Genomic DNA, 14,846 nt, shown 5'->3' with positions numbered 1-14,846 from the left:
ACAATTTTTTCAGATGAGTCAGGGGTCTAGACACATGGCGACGTGCGGCGAGGTATTGGTCAAGTTACTCGAGGGGTATGGGGTCGAGCAGGTATTCGGCATCCCCGGCGTGCACACGGTGGAGTTGTATCGCGGCCTTGCCAGCTCTTCGATCAATCATGTCACCCCGCGTCATGAGCAGGGCGCAGGCTTCATGGCCGACGGCTACGCACGCACCAGCGGCAAGCCCGGCGTGTGCTTCATCATCACAGGCCCCGGCATGACCAACATCACCACCGCCATGGGTCAGGCGTACGCCGATTCGATCCCGATGCTGGTGATCTCCAGTGTGCAGTCACGCAGCCAACTGGGCGGCGGTCGCGGCAAGCTGCATGAGCTGCCAGCCCAGGGCGCTTTGGTTGCAGGCGTTGCGGCGTTTTCCCACACGCTGATGTCTGCGGCCGAACTGCCAGCGGTATTGGCCTGCGCTTTCGCGCTGTTCCAAGCCGGCCGCCCACGCCCGGTGCACATCGAAATCCCGTTGGACGTGTTGGTAGAGAATGCCGACGACCTGCTCGACAGCCAGCCCGTATCGATCACCCGCGCAGGCCCGGCGCCTGCTGCAATCAAGCAGATGGCAGGCCTGCTGGCCAATGCCAAACGGCCGCTGATCCTGGCCGGTGGTGGCGCCATCGATGCTGCCGCCGCGCTGACTGAACTGGCGGAACAGCTCGACGCGCCGGTCGCTCTCACGATCAACGCCAAGGGTATGCTGCCGTCCAGCCACCCCCTGCTGATCGGCTCGACCCAGTCTCTGGACCCGACCCGCGAAATCATCGAAGGCGCAGACGTGGTGCTGGCCATCGGCACTGAACTGGCCGAAACCGATTACGACATCACTTTTCAGGGGCACTTCAAGATTCCCGGGACCTTGCTGCGCATTGATATCGACCCTGACCAGACCGTGCGCAATTTCCCACCGAAAGTAGCGCTGGTGTCTGACGCACAGACCGCCGCCGAAGCGTTGGTTGCCGCACTGAGCCAAGAGTCGTTGGCCGCGCGCGCAAGCGACTGGGGGCATAAGCGTGCTGCCGCCCTGAAAATCACGCTGGATGCCTCATGGGATGAAGCCACCCGCGGGCAGACGCTGTTCCTGCAAACCGTGCTGCACGTACTGCCCGAGATCGTTATCGTCGGCGACTCCACCCAGCCGGTCTATACCGGCAACCTGACGCTGAACCTGGACAAACCCCGCCGCTGGTTCAACTCGTCCACCGGCTACGGCACCCTCGGCTACGCCTTGCCGGCAGCAGTTGGCGCCTGGCTCGGCAGTCAGGATACCGGTGAGCGCAACCCGGTCGCTTGCCTGATCGGCGATGGCGGCCTGCAGTTCACCCTGTCGGAACTCGCCAGCGCGGTGGAGGCGCGCACGCCGATCATCGTCCTGCTGTGGAATAACCAGGGCTATGAAGAGATCAAGAAATACATGGTCAACCGCGCCATCGAGCCAGTTGGCGTGGACATCTACACCCCCGATTTCATTGGCGTGGCCAGGGCGCTCGGCTGTGCAGCCGAAGCGATCAGCGGCGTCGAACAACTGAAAGCGGCCTTGAACGCGGCCAGGGATCGCCAGGGCCCGACCGTTATCGAAATCGACCAGCGCGGCTGGATGAATGGGTTAAACGCATCGTGAGTGAGGCAGCTGTGGTAAATCCGGTTCTGCAAGGTCTCTACATCGACGGCCAATGGCGCGCGGGCAATGAGCAACTGACGGTGATCAACCCGTCAACTGAAGAGCGTCTGGCAATCATCACCGGCGGCGACGTTCGCGCAGTGGACGATGCCGCTCAGGCCGCGCGTTCGGCGTTCGATGCCTGGTCGAAAACCACGGGCGCGGCGCGGGCGATGATTCTGCGCAAGATTGCGGCAGGCGTCTGCGCCCGTCGTGAGCGTTTGATGGAGCTGCAATCGACCAACAACGGCAAGCCGGGTTTCGAGGCCGCCATCGATGTTGATGACGTGATTGCGACGTTCAGTTACTACGCCGATCTGGCCGAAGCCTGCGATGGTCAACAGAACCGCGCTATCGAACTGCCGAGTGAGGCGTTCACCGCGCGGTTGCGTCGTGAGCCGTGCGGTGTGGTGGGGCTGATCGTGCCGTGGAATTTCCCGATGGTCACCACGGCATGGAAACTCGCCCCGGCGTTGGCTGCCGGTTGCTGCGTGGTGCTCAAGCCTTCGGAAGTGACGCCGCTGGCCGAGCTGGAGCTGGCGCGGATCATCGCCGCCAGCGGATTGCCGACGGGCGTGTTCAACGTGGTCTGTGGCACTGGCCTGGCTGTTGGCGCGCCGATGTCTGCGCACTCTGGTATCGCCAAGGTGTCGTTCACCGGCAGCAACGCCGTCGGCGTGCAGGTGATGCAGCGCGCGGCGGAAACCGTGAAGGGCGTCAGCCTGGAGCTGGGCGGCAAGTCTTCGCTGCTGGTCATGGCCGATGCGGATCTGGATCTGGCGGTGGAACTGGCCAGTGGTGGCGGTTATTTCAACGCCGGGCAGATGTGTTCGGCCACCAGCCGCGTGCTGGTTGCGCAGGAGCTGTTGGCGCCGTTCCTGGAGCGCATCGTCGCCAAGGCGCAGTCGATCAAGGTCGCCGGGCCGCTGGAAGAGGGCACCGAGATGGGGCCGCTGGTCAATCAGGCGCAGTATCAGCGCGTGATCAATCACATCGAGACCGGGAAGAAAGCGGGCGCGCGCCTGTTGTGCGGAGGTCAGCGTCCGGTCGATCAGCCTCGCGGTTATTTCCTGCAGCCTGCGGTGTTCACTCAGGTGCCACTGGACAGTGCGCTGTGGCGTGAGGAAATCTTCGGCCCAGTGTTGTGCGTGCGCGGATTCAGCTCCGAAGCCGAGGCCATTGCGCTGGCCAACGACAGTCAGTTCGGGCTGGTGGCCAGCGTGGTCAGTGGTGACAGCCAAACAGCCGATCGCATCGCCAATGCCTTGCAGGCGGGAATGGTGTGGATCAACGCGCCGCAGGTGATCTTCCCGCAGACCTCATGGGGCGGCTACAAGCAGAGCAGCCTGGGCCGCGAGCTGGGCCCATGGGGGCTGCAGGCGTTCCAGGAGATCAAGCACGTCGTGCGAGCGGTCTGATCAGAGCGTCTTGCGCAGGCGCGCCAGGTCCCGCAACGGGGGCGCGCCAAACAGGCGACTGTATTCGCGGCTGAATTGCGACGGGCTTTCGTAGCCGACCCGGTATCCCGCCGCCGAGGCTTCAAGCCCGTCCGCCAGCATCAGGCGACGGGCCTCCTGCAAGCGTAGCTGTTTCTGGTACTGCAACGGGCTCATGGCGGTCACGGCCTTGAAGCGATGGTGCAGCGTCGACACGCTGAGGTTCACCTCCCGCGCCAGTTCCTCGATCCGCAACGGCTGCTGATAGTGCTCGTTCAGCCATTTAATGGCCTGAGTGACGCGATGGGTCTGACAGTTGGAAATCGCGATTTCGTACAACCGATAACCCTCACTCCCACGCAGCAGGCGGTAGAGGATTTCGCGGGTGATCAGTGGGGCCAGCATGGGAATGTCTTTCGGGCTGTCCAGCAGGCGGATCATTCGCAGGACTGCATCGAGCAGTTGTGAATCGATCCGCTCGACGTACATGCCGCGTCCGCTGGGGCGAGTGGGCACGCTCATAGGGCCTGCCTCGGCGATCAGGGCGTTGATGTCGGCCGGGTCGATGTCCAGGCGCATGGCCAGGTGCGGCTCTTCGGGTGTGGCATAAATCACCTTGCCGCTGATGGGCAGCGCCACCGAAAGCACCAGGTAATTGAGCGGGTCATAGGTGAACAGCTCGCCCCCCAGCGTCACGTCCTTGCGGCCTTGGGCCATGATGCACAGCGCCGGCTGCACCAGCCCCGGCACCGATTGTTGCGGACGATCGTGGCGAACCATGAACAACGGCTTGATCAGCGTCTGGAAGCTGCCATCGGTAGGCGCGTGACGGCGAATCAGCTCGGCGAGTTCGGCCCGTTGTTGCTCCATCTGCGCACTCAGTTCGGGGGCGGGCAGCGCCTCTGGCAGATCAGGCGCAAGGGTGCTCGGCAACATGGAAAAGTCCTCTGGTGAAGCGTCGATGCAGCACAGCTTATTTTTGTGCAATCGCCAGCGTTAGGCGAATCCTGTCGGATGATTGCCTGATTCTGCCGGGGCTTCATCCCGTGCGCGACGAAATGCCCTGTTCAGTGGGGCCGGTTGCTTGAAAGTCCGGCCGCAACGGCCGAAGAATCTGCCCTGAGCCCTCTCCTATTGAAACGATCCCGCGCAGAATCAGGCAATAACCGGGCAGTAATTGGCTATCGGTCGTTGCCTTGTGGCCCCTAATCTTCACTTCCAGCCGCAAAGCCTTCTTCTGTCGCGGCAGAAATGCAGGAGCACAGACCATGCACAGTACTTCCGTCGTGAGCCATCTCGTATCCGTGCGCGCGAGTGCCGGAAACAGCGCGCAACTGGGCGCACGCCTGAGCACGTTGATCGGCCCTTCCTCCCGGACCGCAGGGTGCCTGCACTTTGCGTTGCAGAAATCCATGGCCGATGACGACGTGTGGGTCGTCAGTGGATTGTGGGCCGATCAATCAGCGATGAACGACTGGTTCGCCGCGCCTGAGTTGAAAGTTTTTTCCGAGCTGATGATAGAAAAGCTGGTCAGAAGCCTGGACTTTCAGACGTTCACCCACGTGACAGCCGCGCAGGCGCGTTCGGCCTATGAGTTGCCAGATGCGAGGTTGGCGGGGTGATTACCCCCTGCGCATGGTGTTCTGTGGGAGCGAATTCATTCGCGATGCGTTCGTAAGGCCGACAGCTCTTCATCCCCACAGGCATTTTCGCGAATGAATTCGCTCCCACAGAGGTTCTGCATCGCAAACAAAAGATGTGGCATCCATCCGAAAATCCAGCCGTTGTTTCGCCCCTTCAGGTTTAAAATCCTCGCCTTTCTCTTTCAAGGCAGGACCTTCCGCCCATGGCACGCAAAGAATTCCAGCATTACGAAGCCGTTTCCGCCGCCGTTCCAGGCGATGAGGGCTATAGCGCCGCAATCGCGGTCAAGGGCCTGGGGGCCGGTGGTGCGCCGACGTTCCATCGCGTGCTCCTCGATCAGAAATTCAACACCGCACTGGCCGCCGATCAAGCTGCTGTAGAAGAGCTCGAGCGGCTGATCGACGTGACGTCCGAAGGCGAGCTGATGTTCGCCCAGGACTGATCAGACTTTTGGCCGATACATTTTGAACAGCGACTCCGGGCCCAGCTGGAAGTAATCGGCCGGGCCGCCGCCGCGCAAGATCGGCTCCCCGGCTGCGGTGTCATAAACACCGTCCTTGAGCAGCCGCTTGGCAATGTGAATCGCCACCACCTCTCCCAGAATCAACCAGCTCGGCACGACCTCTTTATCGGCGCGCTGCAGCTGGATGATCTGCGTCACCTTGCATTCGAAGGCCACCGGGGTTTCTTTCACTCGCGGCACCGAGACGATGCGCGACGGCTCGGCCGTCAGGTTCGCCAACTCGAATTCGTTCACATCCGCCGCCACTGGGGCGCAGCTCAGGTTCATCTGCTCGGCAAGCGGGCGGGTGGCCAGGTTCCAGACGAACTCGCCGGTCTGCTCGATGTTGTTGAGGCTGTCCTTGCGCCCGATGCTGCAGAAACCAATGATCGGCGGCACGTAGTTGAAGGCGTTGAAGAAGCTGTAGGGAGCGAGGTTGAGCTTGCCCTGGGCATCGTGGGACGAAATCCAGCCAATGGGGCGCGGCCCGACGATGGCGTTGAACGGATCGTGGGGCAGGCCATGGCCCTTGGAAGGTTCGTAGAAATAAATATCGTCTGACATGGCGCATTTCCTGATCAAGTCATGAGCGACAGCGCCGCGAGCGGCTGTCTGCAAGGAATGAAGACCGTCATAGTGCAAGGCATTGCGGCGCGATTCCAGAGCTCGCGCGAATGCCAGGGCAAAAAAAAGCCCGGCATCAGCCGGGCTACAAAGGGAGTTTCAGGAGGTGGAACGTGAAGCGGTCACAACGTTAAAGCGTTCAATCAGCTGAGGCGGTTGGCACCCACATGGTCAGCGCCGTCAGCGGCGAGGGCGAGGCGGTTGTTGCCTACGCGGTCAGCGCCATCAGCGGCCTGGCGGTTGGCACCCACATGGTCAGCGCCGTCAGCGGCGAGGCGGTTGGCGCCAACGTGATCAGCACCATCAGCGGCCTGGCGGTTGTTGCCTACGCGGTCAGCGCCATCAGCGGCCAGGCGGTTGGCACCCACGTGATCCGAACCATCAGAAGCCTGACGATAAGAACCGGTGTGGGATGCGTTGGTGTGAGAAGAACCGCCTTCGGCTACAACAGTACCTTTCAATGCGTTGTGGTTATCGGACACAGGCAGAGCGAATGCGCTCGATGCCAGGATGGAAAGACTAAGGCCAAAAATAAGATTCGAAGTTTTCATGATGTTTGCTCCAACAAAGTTCAATAATTTTCAACTTGGGTATGGAGCTAATGTTACGCGCGTACGGATTAAGTAGAAGTTAACAAGATTGCTAACGACCATCGCCAAAAATGATAGTTGGCTGCAGCGCCCGGTTTTAACGCGCTCCAGAGGATTTTGAGCTGAAATGGGGCAATTTCCGTCAAGATCGGCCAATTTGGCGCTTGACAGATTTTGTTTTGCGTGGATCGTTGATCTTGGTGGATGCGCTTGCGTTATGGCGGGGGATTCGCGGGATTCATGCTGGGGTTTGCGCAAAACCGGAAATGGATCGCTCGGTTTGGGCCGGGGGCCAATGAATACGTGGGTTTTAACGATTTGTTTCTACAGAAAAAATCAAGCCCGGCAAAGGCCGGGCTGGGAGAGGAGCTGTCGAATAATCAGCTGATGCGGTTTGCACCAACGTGATCAGCACCATCAGCAGCGACACGATTTGCACCAACATGGTCAGCACCGTCAGCGGCCAGCCGGTTGGCACCTACGTGGTCAGCGCCATCAGTGGCAACACGGTTGGCACCTACGTGGTCAGCGCCATCAGCGGCAACACGGTTGGCGCCTACGTGGTCAGCGCCATCAGCGGCAACGCGGTTGGCACCTACGTGATCAGCGCCGTCAGCAGCAACGCGGTTGGCACCTACGTGGTCAGCGCCGTCAGCAGCGAGGCGGTTGGCGCCTACGTGGTCAGCACCGTCAGCAGCAACGCGGCCGATGTTGGTATGGGAAGAGCCGCTTTCAGCAACTACTGGCGCATTTACATGTTTGCTTGCATCCGCTGCGGGAAGTGCGAAAACGCTACTTGCCAGAATCGAGAAAGCCAGGCCGAAGATCAGTTTGTTAGTTTTCATGGTAGTTGCTCCAGATCGGTTTAAAGGTTTTGGGTAACTCGGTATGGAGTTAACTTTACTCGACGCTGGATTATTAAGAAGTCAATCACATTGGTAGCGATCATCGCTGAAATTGATACTACGAAAAGCCACTGATGATTCAGCCACTTAGCTGCCATGGCAGCGAAAAAAGGGCAGCTCACTTGCGAGGCTGCCCTGTGTTTTTCTGCCCTGAAGGCCCGATTCAGAAGCTCTGAGCGATCAGTCCGTTTCGATCCGCGAGTGCTTGCGGGTGTCCTTCATGAACACGTACACCAGCAGCGAAACCGCGATGCAGGCAGTGACGTACCAGTAGTAACCGGTTTCCATGCCGATGCTCTTGAACCACAGCGCGATGTATTCGGCGGTACCGCCGAAAATCGACACGGTCAGCGCATAAGGCAGGCCGACGCCCAGCGCGCGGATCTCGGTCGGGAACAGCTCGGCTTTCACCACGGCGTTGATCGAGGTGTAGCCGCTGACGATGATCAGCGCCGCCATGATGAGAAAGAACGCGCCCCACCAGGTCTGGATGGTGTGCAGCGTGCTCAGGATCGGCACCGTGCAAAGTGTGCCCAGTACGCCGAAAGCGATGAGGATGGGGCGACGGCCGACCTTGTCAGACAGCGCGCCGATCACCGGCTGCAGGCACATGAACAGGAACAGCGTAGCGGCAGAAATGGTGGTGGAGTCGGAAATGCTCATGCCGACCGTGTTCACCAGATATTTCTGCATGTAGGTAGTGTAGGTGTAGAAGGCCAGGGTGCCGCCCATGGTCAGGCCGACCACGGTCATCAGTTCCTTGGGATGACGCATCAGCGTGCGCATCAGGCTTTCTTTCGGCGCTTCCTTCTTCTTGGTGAAGGACTCGGTTTCTTCCATGCCGCGACGCAGGAACAGCGCCACCACCGCACACAGCGCGCCGATGGCGAACGGGATGCGCCAGCCCCAGGCGTTGAGTTGCTCGGTGGTGAGCGTCTGCTGCAGCACGATCAGAACGCCCAGCGCGATGAGCTGGCCGGAGATCAGGGTCACGTACTGGAAGCTGGAGAAGAAGCCGCGACGCTCCTTGGTCGCCATTTCGCTGAGGTAGGTCGCCGAGGTGCCGTATTCGCCGCCTACCGACAGGCCCTGCATCAGGCGGGCGAGTACCAGCAGGATCGGTGCACCCACGCCAATGGTTTCATAGCCGGGGGTCAGGGCGATGATCAGCGAGCCGAAGCACATCAGCAGCACCGAGGCCATCAGCGCGGCCTTGCGGCCTTTGCGGTCGGCATACAGGCCCATCAGCCAGCCGCCGATGGGACGCATCAGAAAGCCCACGGCGAAAATCGCGGCGGTGTTGAGCAGTTGTGCGGTGGTGTCGCCCTTGGGAAAGAAGACTTTGGCGAAGTAGAGGGAAAAGGCGGCGTAGACGTACCAGTCATACCACTCGACCATGTTGCCGACCGAACCCGAGAAAATGGATTTCAGACGGCTTCTGGTGGTTTTTTCGGCGACGGGCGCGGCAGCGGAGCCGTTGGACACAGAGTTGGGGATAGCCATGGGGTTTCCTGCAAGTCATTGTTTTTAGAAGGAGCGCAGCGATGCGGTCTGGCGACTGTGACAGCAGGAGTTGTGCCAAGGCCTGAGAGGCCCGGTCTAGAAGGGTTAGCGGTAGGTTGATGAGCGGAAATCCGCTTATTGCTCATCCGGGTATGCGCGGAAATTTGCCGATGCCACAGAGGGTTATGCGCCGTTATCTGGCAGGAACATCTCGCGCACCAACCCATGACGCTGCATCTTTTCGTTCAGCGTGCGGCGGGGCAGTTGCAACTCGTTAAGCACGGCCTTGATGTCGCCCTTGTGGCGGCTCAGCGCCGAACGCAGGCAGTGGGCTTCGAAAGCCTCCTGCTGGGCGACCAGAGATTGACCGACGGGCATATCAACAGATGCCGGGTTTTCCAGCCCCAGCACCTGACGTTCAGCAGCGTTGGCCAGCTCGCGGACGTTGCCGGGCCAGTCATGACTCAGCAGGTGGCTCAACTGCCCGCCACTCAGGTTCGGCGGGGTGCGGCCCAGTCGTTCTGCGGCCTGGCGGGAAAAATGGCCGAACAGCAACGGGATGTCTTCACGCCGCTCGCGCAAGGGTGGCAGGCGCAGTTCGGCGATGTTCAGGCGATAGGCGAGGTCCTCACGAAAACGCCCGGCGCGGGCCTCGTCAAGCAGGTCGGGTTTGGTCGCCGCGACGATGCGCAGGTCAACCTCGATGCTCTGGTTCGACCCCAGCCGCTCAAGACGTCGCTCCTGAATCACCCGCAGCAGCTTCACCTGCTGCGCCAGCGGCATGCTCTCGATTTCGTCGAGAAACAGCGTGCCGCCGTCGGCATATTCCAGCTTGCCGATGCGTTTGCCTTGGGCGCCTGTGAACGCGCCGGACTCATGGCCAAACAGCTCGGCTTCAAACAGCTGCTCAGGAATCGCCGCGCAGTTGACCGCGACAAACGGCTTTTTCGCTCGAGGACCGAAATCGTGCAGGCAGCGGGCGACCATCTCCTTGCCGCTGCCGGTTTCCCCACGAATCAGCACGTTGACCGGCAGCGAGGCCAGATCCTGCACTTGACGTCGCAAAGTCTGCATCGTCGGCGAAAGCCCCAGGAGCGTGGCGTCAAGGCGAGAACGGGTGTCGGCTTGCTCGTGCAGGCGACGGTTCTCCAGCACCAGCGCGCGTTTCTCCAGAGCGCGGCGCAGGCTGCCCAGCAGGGTTTGCGGGGTAAAGGGCTTTTCCAGAAAGTCGTAAGCCCCATCGCGCATCGCCTCGACCGCCATCGGCACGTCGCCGTGGCCGGTGAGCAGGATGACCGGCAGATCGGCGTCGCGGGTCTGCAGTTCGGCGAGCAGGTCCAGACCGCTCATGCCCGGCATGCGCACGTCACTGAGAATCACGCCGGGAAAGTGCGACGGCAGTTTGCCCAGGCAGTCCTCGGCGCGGCTGAACAGCTGCACCTCAAAGCCCGACAGCGACAACCATTGCTCCACCGCCTCCCGAATAGGCGCTTCGTCATCCACCACGATCACCGAGTTCAGCATGCAGGGTCGGCCTCCGGAGCCGCGGGCAGAGAAAAGAAGAACTGTGCGCCATTGTTCAGGTTTTCAGCGCATAGCCGACCCCCTGATTCATGCACGATGGCGTAGGACACCGCCAGCCCCAGTCCCAAGCCGTCGCCCACAGGTTTCGTGGTGTAAAACGGGTCGAAGATATTGGCCAAGTGCTCGTTGGCAATCCCGCCGCCGCTGTCGGCCACGGACAGGCGCCAATGGTCGCTTTCGTCTTCGATGCGGATCTCGAGACGCTTGAGCGGTTTATCGCTCATGGCGTCCAGGGCGTTGCGCAGCAGGTTGATCAGCACCTGTTCCAGCCGAATCGCGTCGCCGCGTACCCAGGCCGGGCGAGTCAGATCAAGCACGCAACTGACCCTTTCCTCGCGAATGCGCGCATCCAGCAACAGCAGCGCCTGATCGATCACGCAGGCCAGGTCCAGCCGTTCGCGCAGGCCACTGGGGCTTTTGCGGGCGAAGGTCTTCAGGTGGCCGGTGAGGGCCGCCATGCGGGTCAGTTGTTGATCGAGCAGGGTCAGGGCTTTGTAGGCATCGTCGGCGCGGCCGTGATCGAGCAGCAGGCGCACGGTGGCCAGCTGCATGCGCTGGGCGGTCAGGGGTTGATTGATTTCATGGGCCAGCGCTGCCGACATCTGCCCCAGCGCGGCGAGTTTGGTTGATTGCACCAGGCCGTCTTGTGCGGTGTGCAAGTCGCGTGTGCGTTCTTCCACCAGTTGTTCCAGCTCTTCACGACTGCGTTGACGCAGACGGGCCAGACGCCAGCGCTGGTATAGAAACAGGCCGAGAAAAATCAGGGCCAGCCAGATCCCGGCGGCGGCGAGTGCGGCGTTGCGGATGTCTTCCGTGGCGGGTTGCGGTTTGCGTAACAGGTGCAATGTCCAGCCTTCGGGTTGCAGCGCCAGTGACTGCCAGAGGTAATCGGCACTGCCGTTGGGGGCGTCGACCTGACTCAACTGGCTGTTGTCGTTGAAGGTGCGCAGCGTCTGCTGGACCAGCGGCGTCAGCGGTTGCTTGTCGTACTGGCGCGTGCTGCTCAGCTCGGCGCGATCCTGATCGGTCAGCGGGTGCAGCGCGCGATAACGCCAGCCGGGCTGATTGGCGATAAACACGATGCCCCGCGCGTCGCTGACCAATAGCAAGTCATCGCCTTGAGCCCAAGTGTGTTCCAGATCGGGAAACTCGAGTTTGACCACCATTGCGCCAATGAACTGCCCGGCATCATCACGCACTGCGTTGGACAAAAAATAACCAGGAATGCCGCTGGTCACGCCGACCGCGTAGAAACGCCCGACACCATGGGCTTTAGTCTGGGTGAAATAGGGTCGAAAACCGTAGTTGTGGCCGACGTAACTGCTGGGCAGCCGCCAGTTGCTGGCGCCGATGGCCAGGCCATCACGGTCGAGCAATTCCAGTGTCGAGGACTGCGCCGCACCGTTGATCTGCTCCAGCTTCAGGTTCAGCGTTTGAGTGGTTTGCGGGGTGACCGGGCCCTGCAGGGCGTCGCGCATCTGCGGATCCAGCGCCAGCACGGCGGGCAGGGCGCGGTAGCGTTCGATCAGGGTTTGCAGGGTGTTGGCGTACAGCGAAAGCTGTTGCTGGGCGCGTGCGGCGTCGTCTTCCAGCGAATGACGTTGCGCCTGATGCATCGCCAGCGTCGCGACAATGGCCGCTCCTGCGAGGATCAGCAAAACGGATAAGAGAAGGCGGGCGGAGCGAGGCATGGCGGATGGCCTGTCTACCTGACGGGGTTGCCACGCAGGCAAAGTCAACGGTGAGCCCTGTGGGAGCGAATCCATTCGCGATGAATTCGCTCCCACAGGCCAGGTTTACTGCAGGGTAAAGGTGGTTTCTTTCACGTCTTGGGAATCCAGGCCGATCATCAGTTTGAAGTCCCCTGCTTCGGCCGCGTACTTGAGCGACGGGTTGAAGAACTTCAGGTCTTCTTCGGTCAGGGTGAAGGTCACGGCTTTTTCTTCGCCTGGCTTCAACATGATCTTCTGGAAGTTCTTCAGCTCTTTCACCGGACGGCTGATCGAAGCCGCGATGTCACGCAGGTACAGCTGAACCACGGTTTCGCCCGCGACCTTGCCGATGTTCTTGACCTGAACGGTGGCGGTCAGCTTGTCCTTGCGGGTCATCTGCTTGATCGACAGGACGATGTCCGAGACGCTGAACTGCGTGTAGCTCAGGCCGTAACCGAACGGGAACAGCGGGCTGGTCGGCTCTTCGAAGTAGTTGGAGGTGTAGTTCGAATCGTTGACGCGATACGGACGACCGGTGTTCAGGTGGTTGTAGTACGCAGGCACCTGGCCGACCGAACGCGGGAAGGTCATCGGCAGCTTGCCCGACGGGTTGTAGTCACCGAACAGTACGTCGGCCAGCGCATTGCCGCCTTCAGTGCCGAGGAACCAGCTCTCGACCATTGCATCGGCCAGCGCGTTTTCTTCGCCCAGGGCCAATGGCCGGCCGTTCATCAGCACGATAACCAGCGGTTTGCCGGTCGCCTTGAGGGCTTTGATCAGGTCACGTTGACGACCCGGCAGCACCAGATCCACACGGCTTGCCGCTTCGTGGGACATGTTGCGCGACTCGCCGACCACTGCCACGACCACGTCGGACTGCTGCGCGACCTTGACCGCTTCGTCGATCATGTCCTGTTCAGGGCGACCGTCGATGTGAATCTGGTCGTCCATCTTGTTCAGGTAGGTGATCGCTTCCTGGTTGTCGGTGACGTTGCTGCCTGCGGCGTACAGAATCTTCGCCTTGTCGCCGATGGCATTGGCCAGACCGTCGTACGCGCTGACGGTCTGACGCGCCAGACCTGCCGCGGACCAGCTGCCCATCATGTCCAGCGAGCTTTTCGCCAGCGGGCCGACGATGGCGATGGTGCCTTGTTTCTTCAACGGCAGGGTGTCGTTGTCGTTCTTCAGCAGGACCATGCTGCGGCGCGCGACATCGCGGGCCTCTGCACGGTGCAGGCGGTTCTCGGCATCACGGTCAGCCGGGTCGTCCACCGCAGCGCCAATGCGCAGGTACGGGTTGGCGAACAGGCCCATTTCCCACTTGGCGCCGAGCACTTCACGGACTGCGTTGTCGACTTCCTTGACCGAGACTTCGCCGCTTTTCACCAGTGCCGGGAGTTCTTCACCGTAGGCCTTGTCGTTCATGCTCAGGTCGACGCCTGCCTTGATGGCCAGCTTCGCTGCTTCGCGGAAATCCTTGGCCACGCCGTGGTCGATCAGCTCCTTGATCGCACCGTGGTCGCTGACCGTCACGCCCTTGAAGCCCCAGTCTTTGCGCAGCACGTCCTGCAACAGCCAGGCGTTGGAGGTGGAGGGCACGCCGTTGATCGAGTTCAGGGCAACCATCACGCCACCGGCGCCAGCGTCGATCGCGGCGCGGTACGGCGGCAGGTAGTCCTGCTGCATGCGCACCGGACTCATGTCGACGGTGTTGTAGTCGCGACCGCCTTCCACGGCGCCATACAGCGCGAAGTGTTTAACGGCAGCCATGATGCTGTTCGGCGCCTGGATGCTGGTGCCCTGAAAAGCGCGGGTCATGGTCGCGGAGAGGCGCGAGACCAGATAGGTGTCTTCACCGAAGCCTTCGGAGCTGCGGCCCCAGCGGGCATCACGGGTGATGTCGACCATCGGCGCGAAGGTCATGTCCACGCCGTCGGCGGCTGCTTCGATGGCTGACACGCGACCGGCGCGGGTCACGGCGTCCATGTCCCAGGTCGAAGCCAGACCCAGGCTGATCGGGAACACGGTGCGCTGGCCATGAACCACGTCGTAGGCGAAGAACATCGGGATCTTCATGCGGCTGTGGGCGACTGCGGCGTCCTGCATGGCGCGGTTATCAGGCAACAAGACCGAGTTGAAGGTGCCGCCGATCTTGCCGGCCGCAATTTCCTTGACGATTTCCGACTTCGGCATTTCCGGTCCGATGCTGATCAGGCGCAGCTGGCCGATCTTCTCATCGAGCGTCATCTGCTTCATCAAGTTGGCAATGAAAGCGTTCTTGGCTTGCAGCGTGGAGGGATTACTGGCGGGTTTGACGGCCGTTTCGGCCCAGGCGGACTGGCTGGCCAGACCGATGACGAGACTCAGTAAACACAGCTTATTCATGAAAGATGCTCTCAAGGCGTGACCCGCAACTCGCGCGAAATACCGGGCGGCCATGGTTTTTGGTATGAAACCTTTGGTTTTTATTGTCTTCAGGACGCGGTGGTCGCTGAACTCCCGACACATCTGAGCATCAGTAGCGCAACGAGTTTTATCTGATTGCCATGAGGCAAGCCAGAGCCTGTCGACGTAATGGGCCAAGATTATGCCGGGGATCGCCGGGTTTGGCTAAAGTCATGTCTGACGGGACGAC

The 14,846-nt window shown here is 61.1% G+C and carries 13 protein-coding genes; 5 read left to right on the top strand and 8 right to left on the bottom strand.

The genetic code is table 11. The annotated features are described in order from the left end of the window. Positions 1–34: 34 nt before the first annotated feature. Positions 35–1,672, top strand: coding sequence for a 5-guanidino-2-oxopentanoate decarboxylase (locus tag AC07V9_RS01970; protein WP_495014006.1), 1,638 nt, complete (start codon positions 35–37; stop codon positions 1,670–1,672). Further along, a complete protein-coding gene (locus tag AC07V9_RS01965) occupies positions 1,669–3,129 on the top strand; it encodes an aldehyde dehydrogenase family protein (RefSeq protein ID WP_495014005.1) in 1,461 nt (486 codons plus the stop codon). The genes AC07V9_RS01970 and AC07V9_RS01965 overlap by 4 nt, the downstream gene beginning before the upstream one ends. On the opposite strand, the gene AC07V9_RS01960 is transcribed toward AC07V9_RS01965, so the two are convergent. Then, positions 3,130–4,083, bottom strand: a complete 954-nt coding sequence (locus AC07V9_RS01960) for an AraC family transcriptional regulator (protein WP_495014004.1) — start codon at positions 4,081–4,083, stop codon at positions 3,130–3,132. Positions 4,084–4,415: 332 nt separating this feature from the next. Here AC07V9_RS01960 and AC07V9_RS01955 point away from each other — a divergent pair, with 332 nt between their 5' ends. Together AC07V9_RS01955 and AC07V9_RS01950 are read left to right on the top strand one after the other, a co-directional pair. After that, positions 4,416–4,769, top strand: a complete 354-nt coding sequence (locus AC07V9_RS01955; RefSeq protein ID WP_495014003.1) for an antibiotic biosynthesis monooxygenase family protein — start codon at positions 4,416–4,418, stop codon at positions 4,767–4,769. Positions 4,770–4,993: 224 nt separating this feature from the next. Continuing rightward, a complete protein-coding gene (locus AC07V9_RS01950; RefSeq protein WP_495014002.1) occupies positions 4,994–5,233 on the top strand; it encodes a hypothetical protein in 240 nt (79 codons plus the stop codon). Here AC07V9_RS01950 and AC07V9_RS01945 read toward each other — a convergent pair whose 3' ends face one another. Beyond that, positions 5,234–5,857: a flavin reductase family protein gene (locus AC07V9_RS01945; protein WP_495014001.1), complete on the bottom strand. Its 624-nt coding sequence runs from the start codon at positions 5,855–5,857 to the stop codon at positions 5,234–5,236. 203 nt (positions 5,858–6,060) lie between these two features. Then, on the bottom strand, positions 6,061–6,468 hold the full coding sequence (locus AC07V9_RS01940; protein WP_495014000.1) for a hypothetical protein: 408 nt from the start codon (positions 6,466–6,468) through the stop codon (positions 6,061–6,063). A gap of 243 nt (positions 6,469–6,711) precedes the next feature. On the opposite strand from AC07V9_RS01940, the gene AC07V9_RS01935 reads away from it, so the two are divergent. Then, positions 6,712–6,915 carry a hypothetical protein gene (locus AC07V9_RS01935; protein ID WP_495014134.1) on the top strand — a complete coding sequence of 68 codons (204 nt, stop codon included), beginning with the start codon at positions 6,712–6,714 and terminating at the stop codon, positions 6,913–6,915. Here AC07V9_RS01935 and AC07V9_RS01930 read toward each other — a convergent pair. The 5 genes from AC07V9_RS01930 to bglX form a co-directional block, all read right to left on the bottom strand. Beyond that, complete coding sequence (locus AC07V9_RS01930; protein WP_495013999.1) at positions 6,888–7,352, bottom strand: hypothetical protein; 465 nt, start codon at positions 7,350–7,352, stop codon at positions 6,888–6,890. The two genes, AC07V9_RS01935 and AC07V9_RS01930, sit on opposite strands and share 28 nt — an antisense overlap. Positions 7,353–7,592: 240 nt before the next feature. Next, the gene (locus tag AC07V9_RS01925) at positions 7,593–8,915 is read right to left on the bottom strand and encodes an MFS transporter (RefSeq protein ID WP_495013998.1); all 1,323 of its coding nucleotides are present in this window, start codon (positions 8,913–8,915) and stop codon (positions 7,593–7,595) included. A gap of 183 nt (positions 8,916–9,098) precedes the next feature. Continuing rightward, positions 9,099–10,439 (bottom strand): sigma-54-dependent transcriptional regulator, encoded by a 1,341-nt coding sequence (locus AC07V9_RS01920; RefSeq protein ID WP_495013997.1) that lies wholly within the window; start codon positions 10,437–10,439, stop codon positions 9,099–9,101. Next, positions 10,433–12,190, bottom strand: coding sequence for a sensor histidine kinase (locus tag AC07V9_RS01915; RefSeq protein WP_495013996.1), 1,758 nt, complete (start codon positions 12,188–12,190; stop codon positions 10,433–10,435). Before AC07V9_RS01915 ends, AC07V9_RS01920 begins: the two co-directional genes overlap by 7 nt. Positions 12,191–12,295: 105 nt before the next feature. Then, positions 12,296–14,596, bottom strand: coding sequence for a beta-glucosidase BglX (gene bglX, locus AC07V9_RS01910; protein ID WP_495013995.1), 2,301 nt, complete (start codon positions 14,594–14,596; stop codon positions 12,296–12,298). Positions 14,597–14,846 lie beyond the last annotated feature (250 nt).

The sequence above is a fragment of the Pseudomonas sp. GW821-FHT02A11 genome (assembly GCF_059421985.1).
Note: the sequence above shows the minus strand (reverse complement) of the source record. Positions and strands in the feature narration are given on the sequence as shown.